Origin of the sequence: Pseudomonas argentinensis (assembly GCF_001839655.2) — a bacterium.
Taxonomy (GTDB): domain Bacteria; phylum Pseudomonadota; class Gammaproteobacteria; order Pseudomonadales; family Pseudomonadaceae; genus Aquipseudomonas; species Aquipseudomonas argentinensis_B.
In genome coordinates this window covers 4,514,146-4,530,094 of record NZ_CP056087.1, presented here as the reverse complement: position 1 = coordinate 4,530,094, position 15,949 = coordinate 4,514,146, and the positions used below count along the sequence as shown (strand labels likewise).

Annotated in this window: 15 protein-coding genes; 9 read left to right on the top strand and 6 right to left on the bottom strand. The window is 64.2% G+C overall.

All coding sequences use genetic code 11. The annotated features are described in order from the left end of the window. Positions 1 to 171: 171 nt before the first annotated feature. Positions 172 to 1,425: an HlyC/CorC family transporter gene (locus SA190iCDA_RS20455; protein ID WP_070887544.1), complete on the bottom strand. Its 1,254-nt coding sequence runs from the start codon at positions 1,423 to 1,425 to the stop codon at positions 172 to 174. A gap of 3 nt (positions 1,426 to 1,428) precedes the next feature. Beyond that, positions 1,429 to 2,229: a cytochrome C assembly family protein gene (locus SA190iCDA_RS20450; protein ID WP_070887543.1), complete on the bottom strand. Its 801-nt coding sequence runs from the start codon at positions 2,227 to 2,229 to the stop codon at positions 1,429 to 1,431. Between the two features lie 384 nt (positions 2,230 to 2,613). Between SA190iCDA_RS20450 and ffh the strand changes: the two genes are divergently transcribed. The 9 genes from ffh to thrC all read left to right on the top strand — a co-directional run bounded on the left by ffh (position 2,614) and on the right by thrC (position 10,955). Continuing rightward, a complete protein-coding gene (ffh, locus tag SA190iCDA_RS20445) occupies positions 2,614 to 3,990 on the top strand; it encodes a signal recognition particle protein (RefSeq protein WP_070887542.1) in 1,377 nt (458 codons plus the stop codon). Positions 3,991 to 4,180: 190 nt separating this feature from the next. Further along, entirely contained in the window at positions 4,181 to 4,432 is a 252-nt protein-coding gene (rpsP, locus tag SA190iCDA_RS20440; protein ID WP_009403592.1) for a 30S ribosomal protein S16, read from the top strand. Positions 4,433 to 4,441: 9 nt separating this feature from the next. Further along, positions 4,442 to 4,978 (top strand): ribosome maturation factor RimM, encoded by a 537-nt coding sequence (gene rimM / locus SA190iCDA_RS20435; RefSeq protein ID WP_070887541.1) that lies wholly within the window; start codon positions 4,442 to 4,444, stop codon positions 4,976 to 4,978. Positions 4,979 to 4,983: 5 nt separating this feature from the next. Beyond that, on the top strand, positions 4,984 to 5,736 hold the full coding sequence (gene trmD / locus SA190iCDA_RS20430; RefSeq protein ID WP_070887540.1) for a tRNA (guanosine(37)-N1)-methyltransferase TrmD: 753 nt from the start codon (positions 4,984 to 4,986) through the stop codon (positions 5,734 to 5,736). Between the two features lie 40 nt (positions 5,737 to 5,776). After that, on the top strand, positions 5,777 to 6,127 hold the full coding sequence (gene rplS, locus SA190iCDA_RS20425) for a 50S ribosomal protein L19 (RefSeq protein ID WP_013790154.1): 351 nt from the start codon (positions 5,777 to 5,779) through the stop codon (positions 6,125 to 6,127). Positions 6,128 to 6,285: 158 nt separating this feature from the next. Continuing rightward, positions 6,286 to 7,182 (top strand): site-specific tyrosine recombinase XerD, encoded by an 897-nt coding sequence (gene xerD, locus SA190iCDA_RS20420; RefSeq protein WP_070887539.1) that lies wholly within the window; start codon positions 6,286 to 6,288, stop codon positions 7,180 to 7,182. 108 nt (positions 7,183 to 7,290) lie between these two features. Continuing rightward, on the top strand, positions 7,291 to 8,016 hold the full coding sequence (locus tag SA190iCDA_RS20415) for a thioredoxin fold domain-containing protein (RefSeq protein ID WP_070887538.1): 726 nt from the start codon (positions 7,291 to 7,293) through the stop codon (positions 8,014 to 8,016). A gap of 164 nt (positions 8,017 to 8,180) precedes the next feature. After that, positions 8,181 to 9,485: a homoserine dehydrogenase gene (locus tag SA190iCDA_RS20410; RefSeq protein ID WP_070887537.1), complete on the top strand. Its 1,305-nt coding sequence runs from the start codon at positions 8,181 to 8,183 to the stop codon at positions 9,483 to 9,485. 60 nt (positions 9,486 to 9,545) lie between these two features. Then, complete coding sequence (gene thrC / locus SA190iCDA_RS20405; protein WP_070887536.1) at positions 9,546 to 10,955, top strand: threonine synthase; 1,410 nt, start codon at positions 9,546 to 9,548, stop codon at positions 10,953 to 10,955. A gap of 224 nt (positions 10,956 to 11,179) precedes the next feature. On the opposite strand, the gene SA190iCDA_RS20400 is transcribed toward thrC, so the two are convergent. The 4 genes from SA190iCDA_RS20400 to SA190iCDA_RS20385 all read right to left on the bottom strand — a co-directional run bounded on the left by SA190iCDA_RS20400 (position 11,180) and on the right by SA190iCDA_RS20385 (position 15,946). Then, entirely contained in the window at positions 11,180 to 11,902 is a 723-nt protein-coding gene (locus SA190iCDA_RS20400; protein WP_070887535.1) for an endonuclease, read from the bottom strand. A 155-nt stretch (positions 11,903 to 12,057) separates the two neighbouring features. Next, positions 12,058 to 13,098 (bottom strand): DUF2157 domain-containing protein, encoded by a 1,041-nt coding sequence (locus SA190iCDA_RS20395; protein ID WP_070887534.1) that lies wholly within the window; start codon positions 13,096 to 13,098, stop codon positions 12,058 to 12,060. Between the two features lie 158 nt (positions 13,099 to 13,256). Beyond that, entirely contained in the window at positions 13,257 to 14,681 is a 1,425-nt protein-coding gene (gene rhlB, locus SA190iCDA_RS20390; RefSeq protein ID WP_070887685.1) for an ATP-dependent RNA helicase RhlB, read from the bottom strand. A 101-nt stretch (positions 14,682 to 14,782) separates the two neighbouring features. After that, positions 14,783 to 15,946 carry a dipeptidase gene (locus SA190iCDA_RS20385; RefSeq protein WP_070887533.1) on the bottom strand — a complete coding sequence of 388 codons (1,164 nt, stop codon included), beginning with the start codon at positions 15,944 to 15,946 and terminating at the stop codon, positions 14,783 to 14,785. Positions 15,947 to 15,949 lie beyond the last annotated feature (3 nt).

Sequence of the window (15,949 nt, the reverse complement as noted above, 5' to 3'; positions counted from 1 at the left end):
AAGCAGTCCGCAGTGCTCTAGCTTGTTCTTGCAGCTTGAGGCTTGCGGCTTGAAGCTCAATGTCCGCTTCTGCCTTCTTCCCGTCGCCCGTGAATAAGGCGAGCTCTCAGTTACGGGTGCTCTAGAGCAGCTTCTCAGTGCCAGCGGCGTCGTGCCGCGGGCTACCCAGCTTCAGTGCTGCTGGGCCTCCCAGGCCCGCACTTCCAGCACCCGACTGCCGCTGGCCTGGACGATCTCCAGCCGGTAGCGGCCCACCTGCAGGCACACCGCGCAGTCCGGGATGTTCTCCAGCACTTCGGTGACCAGGCCATTGACCGTCTTCGGCCCGTCCACCGGCAGTTGCCAGCCCAGTGCCCGGTTCACTTCACGCAGGTAGGCGCTGCCCTGGATCGACCAGGTGCCGTCACCCAATGCGTGAAACTCACGAGGATGGGCGGTTTCCACCGAACTCAGGTCGCCGACGATCTCTTCAAGGATGTCTTCCAGGGTGACGATGCCCATGGCTTCGCCGTACTCGTCGACCACCACGGCGGTGCGGTACCTGTGCTGCTGGAAGCTCACCAGCTGGTTCGCCAGCGTGGTGCCTTCCGGCACGAAGTACGCCGCGTCGCAGGCCTGCAACATGGCCGCTTCGTCCAGCTCGCTGAGCCCGGCCAGACGGCGCATGTGCAGGATGCCTTCGGTCTGGTTGAGGCTGTTGCGGTATACCGGCAGGCGGGTGTGCGAGGCGGCGCGGACCTGCTCGAGCAGCGGCGTGCTGCCCGACAGGTCGATGCCGTTGATTTCGTGGCGCGGAATCATCACGTCCTCGACGCTGACCTTGTCCAGCTCCAGCACGCCGAGCAGCATGGTGCGCCGCTCGGCGGGCAGCGGCAGGTCGTCGGCCTGCAGCGCGTCACGCAGCTCGGTGAGGCTCGGCGCATCATCGGGCTCGGTGCCCGGATCGGCCTTGCCGATGCGCCGGCTCAGGCCCTGGCCGATGGTCATCAGCAGGCGGGTCAGCGGTGACAAGGCCAGGCTGACCAGGGTCAGCGGGGCACTTGCCGGGTAGGCGAATAGCGGTGGCGGCAGGGTGGCCAGCAGGCGGCCGAAGGGGTGGGCGAGCATCAGCACGGCCAGGGTCAGAATGAAGGGGGACGGTGCCAGGGCGCCGGACGCGTCGTGGCGCAAGGCCAGCAGGGTGGCAGCGACCGAGGCGGCCATGGTGCTGCAGATGGTGCCGATGCGCAGGGTGGCCGACAGCCGTTGGGGCTGGTCGAGCAGGGCGATCAGCCGGGCGGCCGCACGATGACCCTGGCGCGCCCGGTAGCGCAGCCGATAGCGGTTGAGGCCGAACAGCACGGTGCGCGCGCAGATGAAAAAGCTCGCACAGCCCAGCAGGATCAGCAGCACGGCCAGCTGGAACAGCGGGGAGGGTATGTTCACGGCTCAGATATGGAGGATGAATTCACGAACCAGCTTGCTGCCGAAAAAGGCCAGCATCAGCAGGCAGAAGCCGGCCAGGGTCCAGCGGATCGCCTTGTGGCCACGCCAGCCGAGCTGATGGCGGCCCCACAGCAACACGGCGAACACCACCCAGGCGAAGCACGACAGGATGGTCTTGTGCACCAGGTGCTGGGTGAACAGGTTGTCGATGAACACCGCGCCGGAGAGCAGCGACAGCGACAGCAGTGCCCAGCCGCCCCACAGAAAGCCGAACAGCAGGCTTTCCATGGTCTGCAGCGGCGGAAAGTTGCGGATCAGCCCGGATGGATGCTTGTGCTTGAGCTGGTGATCCTGCACCAGCAGCAGTAGCGACTGGAACATGGCGATGGTCAGCAGGCCGTAGGCCACGATCGACAGCAGGATATGGGCGAGGATGCCGGGGCCTTCCTCTATCGGCTGGCTGGTGCCGCTGGGCATGAACTGCGCGCAGAGCACCGTCAGCCCGCCGAGCGGAAAGAGAAACAGCAGCAGGTTGTGCACCGGCATGCGCAGGCAGGCCAGCAGGATCAGCACGATCACCGTGAAGGCGATCAGGCTGGCGGCGTTGAAGAAGTCCAGGTTCAGCCCTGCGGTGTAGTGCATCTGCATGAACAGGCTACCGCCGTGAAACAGCAGGGCGATGAGGCCTGCCAGCAGCAATACCGGTTGGCTGGGCGTGCTGCGGCGGGCCAGATGCAGGCCTTGATAGCTGGCGGCGCCAAAATAGAGGATGGCGGCGGCGAGGCTGGGCAACAGAGGGTGCATAGATCCTGGATACGCGGGCTCAAAGGCGCTGAGTGTGGCACACAACGGTTGTCGCAAAAAGACTGCAGGCGCTATCCGCTCTCACTAGGGCCTGTTGACGTTTCACCCACGGCCCTTCGGGTGGGGCCGCCTAGGTTGCGCGAGAAATCTCGCCATGCGTCGTTGGAGGACTTGAAAAGGGAGCGCCATTCCCTGCGTCCTCCGCCTAGCGGATCGCCGCCCGGCCTGGCGAGATTTCTCGCGGCAACGCGGCTCGCGTTGAAACGTCAACAGACCCTGGGTCGCAGGGGGGCGACAAACAAGCCTCGAAAGCCGGCCAGTCTTCGTTATAATCCGCCGTTTGCTGCCAGCCCATCCCGGCCCGACGGCCCGAAAGGAACGCGCATGTTCGAAAACTTAACCGATCGCCTCTCGCAGACCCTGCGCAGCGTCACTGGCAAGGCCAAGCTGACCGAGGACAATATCAAGGACACCCTGCGCGAAGTGCGCATGGCGTTGCTCGAGGCCGACGTGGCGCTGCCCGTGGTCAAGGATTTCGTCGCCCGCGTCAAGGAGCGCGCGGTCGGCACCGAGGTGTCCAGGAGCCTGACCCCGGGCCAGGCGTTCGTGAAGATCGTGCGCCTGGAGCTGGAAAGCCTCATGGGCGCCGCCAATGAAGACCTCGACCTGAGCACCACGCCGCCAGCGGTGGTGTTGATGGCCGGTCTGCAGGGCGCCGGCAAGACCACCACCGTGGGCAAGCTGGCGCGCCTGCTCAAGGAGCGCAAGAAGAAGAACGTGATGGTGGTGTCCGCGGACGTCTACCGCCCCGCGGCGATCAAGCAGCTGGAAACCCTGGCCAATGATCTGGGCGTGACCTTCTTCCCCTCCGATATCACCCAGAAGCCGGTGGCCATCGCCGAAGCGGCGATCCGCGAAGCCAGGCTCAAGTACATCGATGTGGTGCTGGTCGATACTGCCGGCCGCCTGGCCGTCGATGCCGAGATGATGGCCGAGATCCAGGCTCTGCATGCGGCGGTCAAGCCGGTGGAAACCCTGTTCGTGGTCGACGCCATGACCGGCCAGGACGCCGCCAATACCGCCAAGGCCTTCAATGATGCACTGCCGCTGACCGGCGTGGTGCTCACCAAGGTCGACGGCGACGCCCGCGGCGGTGCTGCGCTGTCGGTGCGCGCCATCACCGGCAAACCGATCAAGTTCATCGGTATGGGCGAGAAGAGCGAAGCGCTCGAGCCGTTCCACCCCGAGCGGATCGCCTCGCGCATCCTCGGCATGGGCGACGTGCTCAGCCTGATCGAGCAGGCCGAGCAGACCCTCGACCGCGAGAAGGCCGAGAAGCTCACCAAGAAGCTCAAGAAGGGCAAGGGCTTCGACCTCGAGGACTTCCGCGACCAGCTCGTGCAGATGAAGAGCATGGGCGGCCTCGGCGGCCTGATGGACAAGCTGCCGCAGATGGGTGGCGTCAACCTGGCGCAGATGGGCAATGCCCAGGGTGCGGCGGAAAAGCAGTTCAAGCAGATGGAGGCGATCATCAACTCGATGACCCCCGCCGAGCGCCGCGACCCCGATATCATCAGCGGCTCGCGCAAGCGCCGTATCGCCATGGGTTCCGGTACCCAGGTGCAGGACATCGGCCGGCTCATCAAGCAGCACAAGCAGATGCAGAAGATGATGAAGAAATTCAGCGCCAAAGGCGGCATGGCCAAGATGATGCGCGGCATGGGCAGCATGATGCCCGGCGGCGGCATGCCGAAGTTCTAGAAAAGCAGTTGCAAGCCGCAGGCTGCAAACCGCAAACCGCAAGAGAGCTAGGTCTCCGGGATTTTGCTTTTACTTGCAGCTTGTCACTTGTGGCTTGCGACTTTTGCTCTTAGAATATGCGGCCTTTCGGGCCTAGGCCCATTTTTGATGTGTGCCTCAAGTTAGCACCGACTACAGGAACGATGTTCACATGGTAACTATTCGTCTCGCTCGTGGCGGCTCCAAAAAGCGCCCCTTCTACCACCTCACCGTGACCAACAGCCGCAATGCGCGCGACGGTCGCTTCGTGGAGCGTATCGGTTTCTTCAATCCGATCGCCTCGGGTGCTGAAGTCAAGCTGTCCGTGAATCAAGAGCGCGCCACCTACTGGCTGAGCCAGGGTGCCCAGCCGTCTGAGCGCGTTGCTCAGCTGCTGAAAGAAGCTGCCAAGGCTGCTGCCTAAGCACTTCTTATGAGCACGACGCCGGCCCCCGCCGAGGATCTTCTGGTTCTTGGCAAGATCGTTTCGGTGCATGGCGTCAGGGGTGAGATAAAGGTGTACTCCTTTACCGATCCCCTGGATAACGTGCTCGACTACCCTCGCTGGACGCTACGGCGCGATGGCGAGGTGAAACAGGTTGAACTGGCTGGTGGACGCTTGCAGGGCAAGGTTCTGGTCGCCAGGCTCAAGGGGCTCGATGATCGTGAAGTGGCGCGTACCTACGCGGGCTTCGAGATCTGCGTTCCCAGGAGCCAGCTGCCGGAACTCGATGACGGCGAGTTCTACTGGTATCAGCTGGAAGGTCTGAAAGTCATCGATCAGGCGGGGCAATTGCTCGGCAAGGTCGATCATCTGTTCGAGACCGGTGCCAATGACGTGATGGTGGTCAAGCCCTGCGCTGACAGCCTCGATGATCGCGAGCGCCTGCTGCCTTATACGCAGCAGTGTGTGCTGTCGATCAGTCTCGAGGCTGGTGAGATGCAGGTCGACTGGGATGCGGATTTCTAAGCGCCATGCCGAGCTTGCGCGTCGATGTCATCACGCTGTTCCCGGAAATGTTCGCCGCCATTGGCGATTACGGCATCACCAGCCGTGCGGTGAGGCAGGAGCTGTTGCAGCTGACCTGCTGGAACCCGCGCAGCTATACCACGGATCGTCATCACACCGTTGACGACCGCCCCTTCGGAGGTGGTCCCGGCATGGTGATGAAGATCAAGCCGCTTGAGGATGCCCTGGCCGATGCCAGGCAGGCCAGCGGCGGCCGGGCGAAGGTGATCTACCTCTCGCCACAGGGCCGCAAGCTGACCCAGGCGGCGGTACGCGAGCTGGCGAAGGAGGAGCGTTTGATCCTCATCGCCGGCCGCTACGAAGGCGTCGACGAGCGTTTCATCGAAACCCACGTCGACGAGGAATGGTCGATCGGCGACTACGTCCTGTCCGGCGGTGAGCTGCCGGCCATGGTGCTGATCGATGCGGTAACGCGCCTTTTGCCTGGTGCATTGGGTCATGCAGATTCGGCCGAGGAAGACTCCTTCACGGATGGCTTGCTCGACTGCCCGCACTACACCCGTCCGGAGGTGTATGCGGATAAGCGTGTTCCGCAGGTGCTGCTTGGCGGCAACCACGAACACATCCGGCGCTGGCGTTTGCAGCAGTCCCTGGGACGCACCTGGGAACGCCGTGTCGATCTTCTGGATAGCCGCTCGCTTTCTGGAGAAGAGAAGAAGCTGCTGGAGGAATACATCCGCCAGCGGGACGATAACTAATATCGATGGCCGGCCTGACGGCCCGTCTTAGGAGCGCAGCATGACCAACAAAATCATTCAGCAACTCGAAGCTGAGCAGATGAGCAAAGAGATCCCGACCTTTGCCCCGGGCGACACCGTAGTCGTTCAGGTGAAAGTAAAGGAAGGTGACCGTCAGCGTCTGCAGGCGTTCGAGGGTGTGGTAATTGCCAAGCGTAACCGCGGCCTGAACAGCGCCTTCACCGTGCGCAAGATTTCCAGTGGTGTTGGCGTTGAGCGTACTTTCCAGACCTACAGCCCGCTGGTCGACAGCCTGGCCGTCAAGCGTCGTGGTGACGTTCGCAAGGCCAAGCTGTACTACCTGCGCGACCTGTCCGGCAAGGCAGCACGCATCAAGGAAAAACTGGTTTAAGCCAGAATTTCCCCTCGAAAAAAGCAGCCTCGGCTGCTTTTTTCGTTTCTGATGTCTGGCGTATTGGTATCAGGTGTGGGTTCGTCGTTTCGCGCTCCCACAGGTGAGGCCCGCGAGCACCCGCACCATGACTATGTACCTGAGGCAGATCTGACCCCATGTCCGCTGTCGACCATCCATTGATCGAGCGTTTCATCGAGGCCCTGTGGCTGGAGAAGGGCCTGTCCGCCCATACCCAGGCGGCCTATCGCAGCGACCTGGCCTTGCTCAATGGCTGGCTGCAGGCCCGTGGCGTCGAGTTGCAATCGGTCGGGCGCGAGGTGCTGCTCGATCACCTGGCCTGGCGCATGAACCAAGGCTACAAGGCGCGCTCCACGGCGCGGCTGATTTCCGGCATGCGCGGCTTCTACCGCTTTCTGCTGCGCGAAGGCGTGATCGATACCGACCCTACGCTGCAGGTGGACATGCCGCAGCTTGGCCGACCCCTGCCAAAATCGCTGTCCGAGGCCGATGTCGAAGCGTTGCTGGCGGCGCCGGATCTGGACGACCCCATCGGCCTGCGCGATCGCGCCATGCTCGAAGTGCTGTACGCCTGCGGGTTGCGGGTCAGTGAGCTGGTCGGCCTGACGCTCGAGCAGGTCAACCTGCGCCAGGGTGTGCTGCGGGTGTTCGGCAAGGGCAGCAAGGAGCGCCTGGTGCCCATGGGTGAGGAGGCCATAGGCTGGGTCGAGCGCTATTGTCGCGAGGCGCGGCCCGCCCTGCTGGCGGGGCGGCCCGCGGACGTGCTGTTTCCCAGCCTGCGCGGCGAGCAGATGACCCGCCAGACCTTCTGGCACCGCATCAAGCATCAGGCCCAGGTGGCGGGGATTGCCAAGTCGCTGTCGCCGCACACCCTGCGGCATGCCTTCGCGACCCATCTGCTCAATCACGGTGCGGACCTGAGGGTGGTGCAGATGCTGCTGGGCCACAGCGATCTGTCCACCACGCAGATCTACACCCATATCGCCCGTGCCCGCTTGCAGGCCCTGCATGCCCAGCACCATCCGCGAGGCTGAATTGGCCGGCGGCGGTTCACGCTTTGCGTCTGCCGCCCGCAGTCACGGGCCCTGGTTATGGTAGTCTTCGCTCTTCCCTTGTCACCCCGTCGCTCGATAGGAGTAACCATGCGTGTGACCCGCATTTTCGCGGCCATGGCCCTTGGTCTGGTCGGTACCCTCGGCCACGCTGCCGACCCGGATCAGGCGATCCGCAAGAACCTGCTGTCGATCCAGCCGGATCTGCCGATCGAGGCCATCGCCGAAAGCCCGATGCCCGGCGTCTACCAGGTGCAGCTCAAGGGCGGTCGCCAGCTGTATGCCAGCGCCGACGGGCAGTTCGTGATGCAGGGCTACCTGTTCCAGTTCAAGGATGGCCAGGCCATCAACCTCACCGAGGCGGAAGAAGGCAAGGCCATCGCCAAGCAGATCAACGGTATTGCTGCCAAGGACATGGTGGTGTTCGCGCCGCAAGAGCCGAAGACCCATATCACCGTGTTCACCGACACCGACTGTGGTTACTGCCAGAAGCTGCACAGCGAAGTGGGCGAGCTGAACAAGCTCGGCGTCGAGGTACGCTACCTGGCCTTCCCGCGCCAGGGTCTCGGCAGCAAGGGCGCCAAGGACCTGGCCAGCGTGTGGTGCGCCAAGGATCGCCAGGCGGCGATGAACAAGGCCAAGTCGCGCGAGTCGGTGCCCGCGGCAACCTGCGACAACCCGGTGCCCCAGCAGTATCAGCTGGGGCAGATGATCGGCGTCAACGGCACGCCGGCGATCATTCTTGAAAACGGCAAGATGATTCCCGGTTATCAGCCCGCTGCGCAGTTGGCCAAGCTGGCGCTGGAAGCCAAATGATTTGAGTGGCAAGGGGCTGTTAACGCCCGCGGCGACGTCGCTTGCGAGGAGCGTTAACAGGCCCTCGTCGATTGACTATCCCTGGGCCGCTTCGTAATGTGCGGCTCTTTTCCACGGCCGGCGCCCGCGTCGGCCGTTTTATGCAGTGCAGTTGGGAGTCTAGTGTGAATCCGGTCAAAGTAGGCATCTGTGGGCTGGGTACCGTCGGTGGCGGTACCGTGAATGTGCTCAAGCGCAACGCCGAGGAAATCGCGCGTCGTGCCGGGCGTGGCATCGAGGTGGCGCAGATCGCCACCCGTACACCCAAGCCCCAGTACCAGTCGACCGGCATTACCATGACCGACGATGTCTTCGCGGTGGCTGGCAACCCCGAGATCGATATCGTCGTCGAGCTCATCGGCGGCTACAGCGTCGCCCGTGAGCTGGTCCTCAAGGCCATCGACAACGGCAAGCACGTGGTCACCGCCAACAAGGCGCTGATCGCCGTGCACGGCAACGAAATCTTTGCCCGTGCCCGGGAGAAGGGCGTGATCGTCGCGTTCGAAGCGGCGGTGGCCGGCGGCATTCCGGTGATCAAGGCCATCCGTGAAGGCCTGTCGGCCAACCGTATCAACTGGCTGGCCGGGATCATCAACGGCACCGGCAACTTCATCCTCAGCGAGATGCGCGAGAAGGGGCGCACCTTCGAAGACGTGCTGGCCGAAGCCCAGGCCCTGGGTTATGCCGAAGCCGACCCGACCTTCGACGTCGAAGGCATCGATGCGGCCCACAAGCTGACCATCCTGGCGTCCATCGCCTTTGGCATTCCGCTGCAGTTCGACAAGGCCTACACCGAAGGCATCACCAAGCTGACCACCGCCGACGTCAACTATGCCGAGGCCCTGGGCTACCGCATCAAGCACCTGGGTGTGGCGCGCCGTACCGAGGCTGGCATCGAGCTGCGCGTGCACCCGACGCTGATCCCGGCCGATCGTCTGATCGCCAACGTCAATGGCGTGATGAACGCCGTCATGGTCAATGGCGACGCCGCCGGCAGCACGCTGTTCTATGGCGCCGGTGCCGGCATGGAAGCGACCGCCTCGGCCGTGGTGGCCGACCTGGTGGACGTGGTGCGGGCGCTGACCACCGACCCGACCAACCGCGTGCCGCACCTGGCCTTCCAGCCGGATTCGCTGTCCGATCACCCGATCCTGCCGATCACCGATTGCGAGAGTGCCTACTACCTGCGCATTCAGGCCAAGGATCGCCCCGGCGTGCTGGCCCAGGTGGCGAGCATCCTGTCGGAGCGCGGCATCAACATCGAATCGATCATGCAGAAGGAAGTCGAGGAGCAGGACGGCCTGGTGCCGATGATCCTGGTCACCCATCGCGTTGCCGAGCAGCGCATGAACGACGCCATTTCTGCCCTGGAAGCGCTGGCCGACGTCGTCGGCAACGTGGTGCGCATCCGCGTCGAACAACTCAGCTAATTCAGTCGCGCGCCGCGACTCATTCGCGGCGTGGCGCCCCAGACCGAAGGTTTGCAGACCATGCGCTATATCAGCACTCGCGGCCAGGCACCGGCCCTGAATTTCGAAGACGTCCTGCTGGCTGGCCTGGCCACGGACGGCGGCCTGTACGTGCCGGAAAACCTGCCGCGCTTCACCCAGGAGGAGATCGCCTCCTGGGCCGGCTTGCCCTACCACGAGCTGGCCTTCCGGGTGATGCGCCCGTTCGTCACCGGCAGCATCCCGGATGCCGACTTCAAGAAGATTCTCGAAGACACCTACGGCGTGTTCGAGCACGCGGCCGTGGCGCCGTTGCGTCAGTTGAACGGCAACGAGTGGGTGCTCGAGCTGTTCCACGGCCCGACCCTGGCGTTCAAGGATTTCGCCCTGCAGCTGCTTGGCCGCCTGCTCGACTACGTGCTGGCCAAGCGCAACGAGCGCGTGGTGATCATGGGCGCTACCAGCGGTGATACCGGCTCGGCGGCCATCGAAGGCTGCAAGGCCTGCGACAACGTCGACATCTTCATCATGCATCCGCACAACCGGGTGTCCGAAGTGCAGCGCCGGCAGATGACCACCATTCTTGGTGACAACATCCATAACATCGCCATCGAAGGCAACTTCGACGACTGCCAGGAGATGGTCAAGGCCAGCTTCGCCGACCAGGGTTTCCTGAAGGGCACGCGCCTGGTGGCGGTCAATTCGATCAACTGGGCGCGGATCATGGCCCAGATCGTCTACTACTTCCATGCTGCCCTGCAGCTCGGCGGCCCGGCGCGTTCGGTGGCCTTCTCGGTGCCGACCGGCAACTTCGGCGACATCTTTGCCGGCTATCTTGCCCGCAACATGGGCCTGCCGGTCAGCCAGCTGATCGTCGCCACCAACCGCAACGACATCCTGCACCGCTTCATGAGCGGCAATCAGTACGCCAAGGGCGAGCTGTACCCGACCCTGTCGCCGTCGATGGATATCATGGTGTCGTCGAACTTCGAGCGCCTGCTGTTCGACCTGCACGGTCGCAATGGCCCGTCGATCGCCGCGCTGATGACCGAATTCCGCCAGACCGGCGGCTTCACCGTCGAAGACGATCGCTGGACCGAAGCGCGCAAGCTGTTCGATTCCCTCGCCGTGAGCGATGAACAGACCTGCCAGACCATTGCCGAGGTGTACGCCGCCACCGGTGAGCTGCTCGACCCGCACACCGCCATCGGCGTGCGTGCCGCGCGCGAGTGCCGTCGCAGCCTGGCCGTGCCGATGGTGGTGCTGGGCACCGCCCACCCGGTCAAGTTCCCGGAGGCCATCGAGAAGTCCTCCGTGGAACTGTCGCCAGCCCTGCCGGCGCACCTGGCCGATCTGTTCGAGCGTGACGAGCGCTGCACCGTACTGGCCAATGACCTGGCGACCGTGCAGCAATTCGTGGCGGCCCACGGTAATCGCGGCAAGCCGCTGTAAGCGATAGCGCTGCAATGCGAAAGGCCGGTCACCGAGAGGGGCCGGCCTTTCCTGCTTTCAGGGGCCGTGTGCCGATGTCTGCGCCATCTTGCATGCTGCGGCCCGCGTTGGCACGCTTCTGTGGGAGCGCGCCATGCGCGCGAAATCACGGGCATGGACTGGGTGTCCCTGCCCGTTCCCACGGGTAGTGCGCTGACGGTCGCTGTTGTTTTCAGCGCGAGGGCCTACCGCCGATTGATCGCTGCAATCGGTGCCTGCTGGCAAAGCCGCTTGTCCAGTTGCCCGACATAGGGGTTGCCCCAGCCCATCACGCAGCCGACCAGCTGGTTGCGCTGGCGCTCCCAGTGTTCGGCAGGGTAGGTCTTGTTCCAGGCGTTGAACAGCTGGCGGTTCTGCTTCGACAGGCGCAGCTGGTAGCGGTCGCTCATGTACAGGTAGGTACGGGCGATCATGCCGCGTACCTGCTGGCGTGGCATCACCTTGCGGGCCTTGAAGTCGACCACCGTGGGGCAGGCGCCGTACTGGCTGGGCTTTTGCGGCAGCCAGCCGAAGTCGTAGTTGCTGCGGTCGCCATTGACCTCGCCAATCGCCGGCACCAGGTTGTGCAGGTCGGCTTCGGCGCGACGGAATACGCTGTCGTTCTTGCTGCAGTTCTTGCGCCCGCCATGCTGCCAGCATTGGCGCTGGTGGCCGATCTGCCAGGCCGGGACGATATGCTCCCATTCGATGCGAGCCGCGCGGGTGGCATTCTTGCGCGGTGTATAACCGCAGCTTTTCAGGTCGACACGGTTGCCCTTGAAGCTGCAGCCGCAATAGAACTCCACCGACTGACGCTCGTAGAGCGTCCAGCCGATCTTCTTGGCCTGGCTGAAACTTTGCGGTGGGGCGGCCTGCAGCGAGGTGCAGAGGGTCAGGCACAGCAGGGCGAGAAGGCTGCGAAACGGCATGCGGCTTTCCTAAAAAGTGGCGCATCATACCGGCTCGTTGCGGTTTGCCAAGGCTGGCCCATTGATGGCGTCTATCTAAGGCCCAATTCGCGCTGCAGTGAGCTTGACGGCGCTGCTCACTTCTCGGTTAGAACCTGCCGTCCAAGGGTGAAGGCTCAGCGGCGCAGTGCCGGCAGCAGCGCCAGCAGGCCGGCTGGTAGCTGCCGGCGCAGGGCGTCGCTCATCGCCTCCCGGCGTTTCTGGTAGAGCAGCCCGAGGCCCATCACGCCGAGGCCGATCAGACTGACCACCACCGGGAACAGCAGCGAGTCCTCGAACACGTCGTGGGCCAGGTAGCCGAGATAACCGGCCACGCCCAGGGCGCCGAAGACCATGAACAGTGGACGGCGCAGCAGGATCGACAGGCCGATCAGGCCCAGGTTGATCAGGCAGTAGAGCGCCTTGCCCAGTTCGCTGCCGCTGTTCATCAGGCTCAGGCCGCCCCAGAACGCCGTCAGCCCGGCCAGGTAGCCCCAGAAGGCGTAGTCGCGCGTGCTGCGGCCGTCCACCAGCAGGCTGGCGAGCAGGATCACCAGGCCGAACCACAGCGATACGTCGCGGCGCTGCTCCCAGCTGAAGTACTCGCCATGCAGCAGCTCGCTCAAGTCCATGGACATGAACCACAGCGCCACGGCAATCGGCATGACGATAAACGGGAAGGGCAGCAGGCGCAGCACCAGCAGGCCGACCAACACCGTCGCCACCTCCATGACCAGCCAGCCGCCCTGCACGTAGCGGTAGTAGTCGAGGTAGTCCGACTGCCCGTCATCCAGGGGCCAGAGGCCCAGCAGCCTTTGTGCGGCGAACACCACCAGCGGCGTCAGGCTCACCGCCACGGCGCCGAGCAGGCCACCGGGAATCGGCTGACCGTGCTGCCACAGGCTGCGCCCGCAAAACAGGAACAGCAGCAGGTAGGCCGTGCCTATCGCCAGCAGGGCCGTGTCGCCGATGCTCATCCAGGCTTCGGTGAGCAGCCAGCCCATGGCGCCCATGATCAGCAGGGCGCCAAAGTAGTAGGCGATATGGGCGAGCTGGAAGCTGGGGCGCTCGGCAGGCCCCTGGCGCAAAAAGGTCAGCAGCGCCTGATCCTGGCCGGGCTGCAGCACGCCGGCCTGCACGGCGCGGCTCAGGTCACTGCTGTCGATCTTTAGAGTCATGGGGTTCCTGTTAGGGTCTGTTCCCGCTCCGGCGCGGCCGTGCGTGAAACGGGAACAGACCCTAGCTAGCGTGACGTCCTGTCGGCCCGTATGGGGCAGGGCGCTGGAGAGGCTGTTGGGCCAGGGCGAGAGGGCGCCCTGGCGTGCTGACGTGGTTGTCAGTTCTTGCGCGGTACCGCTTTGAGCAGCTCGTCCGGCGGCATTTCGCATTGGATCTTGCGGCCGATCAACTCCTCGATTGGCGGCAGGGCGAAGGCATCGTCCTCACCGGCGAAGCTGATCGACGTGCCGCTGGCGCCCGCGCGACCGGTACGGCCGATGCGGTGCACGTAGTCGTCCGGATCTTCCGGCAGGGTGAAGTTGATCACGTGGCTGATGCCGTCGACATGGATGCCGCGGCCGGCCACATCGGTGGCGACCATGACGCGGATCTTGCCTTCGCGAAAACCTTCCAGGGCGCGAATGCGCTTGTGCTGGGGAATGTCGCCGGACATCTGTACCGCGCTGATACCGTCACGGGTCAGGCGTTCCTCGATACGGCGCACTTCGTCCTTGCGGTTGGCGAAGACCATTACCCGGGTCCAGTCGTTCTGCACGATCAGGTTGTAGAGCAGCTTGTACTTGTCCGCCGAGGCGACGGCGTAGACATGTTGTTCCACCGTATCGCTGGCGACGTTTTCCGGCTCGATCTCGACGATGGCCGGGTTGGTGGTCCACTGCTTGGCCAGGTTCATCACGTCTTCGGTGAAGGTGGCGGAGAACAGCAGGGTCTGGCGCTCGCCCTTCATCGGGGTCTGGCGGATGATCTGGCGAACCTGGGGGATGAAGCCCATGTCGAGCATGCGGTCGGCTTCGTCGAGCACCATCACCTCGACCATGTCCAGATGCACTTCGCCGCGCTGGTTGAAGTCCAGCAGGCGCCCCGGCGTAGCCACCAGGATGTCGCAGAAGCGCGACTCCAGCTGCTTGAGCTGTTTGTCGAAGTCCATGCCGCCGACGAAGCTCATCACGTTGAGGCCGGTATACTTGGTCAGCTCCTGGGCATCCTTGGCGATCTGCACCACCAGCTCGCGGGTCGGCGCGATGATCAGCGCCCGCGGCTCGCCCATGTAGCGTTCCTTGGGCGGCGGGGTCTGCTGCAACTGGGTGATGATCGAGATCAGGAAGGCGGCGGTCTTGCCGGTGCCGGTCTGGGCGCGGCCGATGGCGTCCTGACCCTCGAGGGTATAACCCAGTACGCCGGCCTGGATCGGCGTGCAGTACGGGAAGCCCAGGTCGTGGATGGCATGCATCAGCTGCGGCGACAGCCTGAAGTCGTGAAAACGGGTCTTGCCAGGCGCGGGTTCGACCTGGAAATCCTCGAGCTTCCAGGTGTCGACCGGCTTGGGCGCGCGTTCGCGACGGGGCTTGGCGGGTTTGCTCTGGGGCTTCTGTTCGGCGCTGGCCGGCTCTTTGGGCGGGCGCGGCTGGCGCTCCTGACGAGGAGCGGCGACAGGGGGCGAAGTGGCTTCGAGGGTCGGGGAGACTGAGCTGTGTGGCTCATTTTCGGCTTTGCCGAATATTTTTTTGAGTGCTTTGAGCACGGTCATCTCGTCGATTGATTAAGGAATGAACGCCAGCCAGTGTAAAGCAAGACGCGGCGGGCAGGGAGTACCCTGCCACCGGCGCCACAGGTGGCTGTCGCTCAGTGTGTCGGCAGGCTGGCGAGTAGCAGGCGCTGGACGTTGCCGCCCATGATCGCGGCGATGTCGTCGCGGTTGAAGCCGGCGCCGAGCAGGCCTTCGGTCAGTTGCGCCAGGCCGGTGACGTCGAACGGCGCATGAATGGTGCCGTTGAAGTCGGAGCCCAGGGCCACGTGCTCGACGCCCACCAGGTCCGCGGTGTAGCGGATCGCCTTGACGATGGCGGCTACCGAGGTGGCGCACACGGCGGTGTCCCAGTAACCGATGCCGATCACCCCGCCGCTCGCGGCAATGGCGCGGATATGCCGGTCGCTGAGGTTACGGGTGCCCGGGCAGGTACCCTCGACGCCGCCATGGGACACCAGCAGCGGGCGCGTGGCCATGGCCAGCACATCGTCCATCAGCGGGCGCGAGGCGTGGGCCAGGTCGATCAGCATGGACTTTTCTTCGAGCCGCGCGATGACCTGTCGCCCGAATGGTGTCAGCCCACCCTTGTTCACGCCATGGGCCGAGCCGCCGACCTCGTTATCGAAGAAGTGGGTCAGCCCGGCCATGCGAAAGCCGGCATCGTGGAGCCGGTCGAGGTTCTCCAGCCGGCCCTCCAGCGGGTGCAGGCCTTCGGTGGCGAGCAGCGTGGCGACCCGCTGTGGGTCTTGATTCCAGGCCTGCAGAAAGTCCGTCAGATCCTGATGTGTGCGGATCTGTACGAGCCGGCCATCGCTGCCGGCAGCCGCTTCGCGAAGTTTCTCGGCCTGGTACAGGGCACGTTGCAGCAGGCTGTTCCAGGTCGCCCGCGGCCAGCGCTGGGCCATGGCGAGCAGGGTGATGGTGTCGCTGTCGGCGTCGTTGCTTTCGTAGTTCAGGCCGCGCGGCGATTGGGTGACCGTGGAAAACACCTGCAGGCCGACGCGCCCGTCGAGCATGCGCGGCAGGTCCGAGTGGCCGTAGCTGTAGCGTTTGAGCAGGTCACGTTCCCAGAGCAGGGCGTCATCGTGCAGGTCGGCGATGAACAGGGTGTCGTGCAGGCGCGTAGCGGCCTGGCTGGCCGGATAGGGCGCCGGGGATTCGACGCTGTTCATGCGTCGGTCGAGCACGTCCGGCAGTGTGAAGAACACAGCGGCGGCAAGGCCCAGGATGATCGGGACGATAAGCAGGCGCTTGCGCATGGA

Excerpts from the sequence above, each read along its gene's own strand:
- SA190iCDA_RS20385 (WP_070887533.1), bottom strand. The coding sequence starts at position 15,946 with ATGCGCAAGCGCCTGCTTATCGTCCCGATCATCCTGGGCCTTGCCGCC.
- SA190iCDA_RS20395 (WP_070887534.1), bottom strand. The coding sequence starts at position 13,098 with ATGACTCTAAAGATCGACAGCAGTGACCTGAGCCGCGCCGTGCAGGCC.
- ffh (WP_070887542.1), top strand. The coding sequence starts at position 2,614 with ATGTTCGAAAACTTAACCGATCGCCTCTCGCAGACCCTGCGCAGCGTC.
- rplS (WP_013790154.1), top strand. The coding sequence starts at position 5,777 with ATGACCAACAAAATCATTCAGCAACTCGAAGCTGAGCAGATGAGCAAA.
- SA190iCDA_RS20415 (WP_070887538.1), top strand. The coding sequence starts at position 7,291 with ATGCGTGTGACCCGCATTTTCGCGGCCATGGCCCTTGGTCTGGTCGGT.
- rimM (WP_070887541.1), top strand. The coding sequence starts at position 4,442 with ATGAGCACGACGCCGGCCCCCGCCGAGGATCTTCTGGTTCTTGGCAAG.
- trmD (WP_070887540.1), top strand. The coding sequence starts at position 4,984 with ATGCCGAGCTTGCGCGTCGATGTCATCACGCTGTTCCCGGAAATGTTC.
- rpsP (WP_009403592.1), top strand. The coding sequence starts at position 4,181 with ATGGTAACTATTCGTCTCGCTCGTGGCGGCTCCAAAAAGCGCCCCTTC.
- thrC (WP_070887536.1), top strand. The coding sequence starts at position 9,546 with ATGCGCTATATCAGCACTCGCGGCCAGGCACCGGCCCTGAATTTCGAA.
- xerD (WP_070887539.1), top strand. The coding sequence starts at position 6,286 with ATGTCCGCTGTCGACCATCCATTGATCGAGCGTTTCATCGAGGCCCTG.
- SA190iCDA_RS20400 (WP_070887535.1), bottom strand. The coding sequence starts at position 11,902 with ATGCCGTTTCGCAGCCTTCTCGCCCTGCTGTGCCTGACCCTCTGCACC.
- SA190iCDA_RS20450 (WP_070887543.1), bottom strand. The coding sequence starts at position 2,229 with ATGCACCCTCTGTTGCCCAGCCTCGCCGCCGCCATCCTCTATTTTGGC.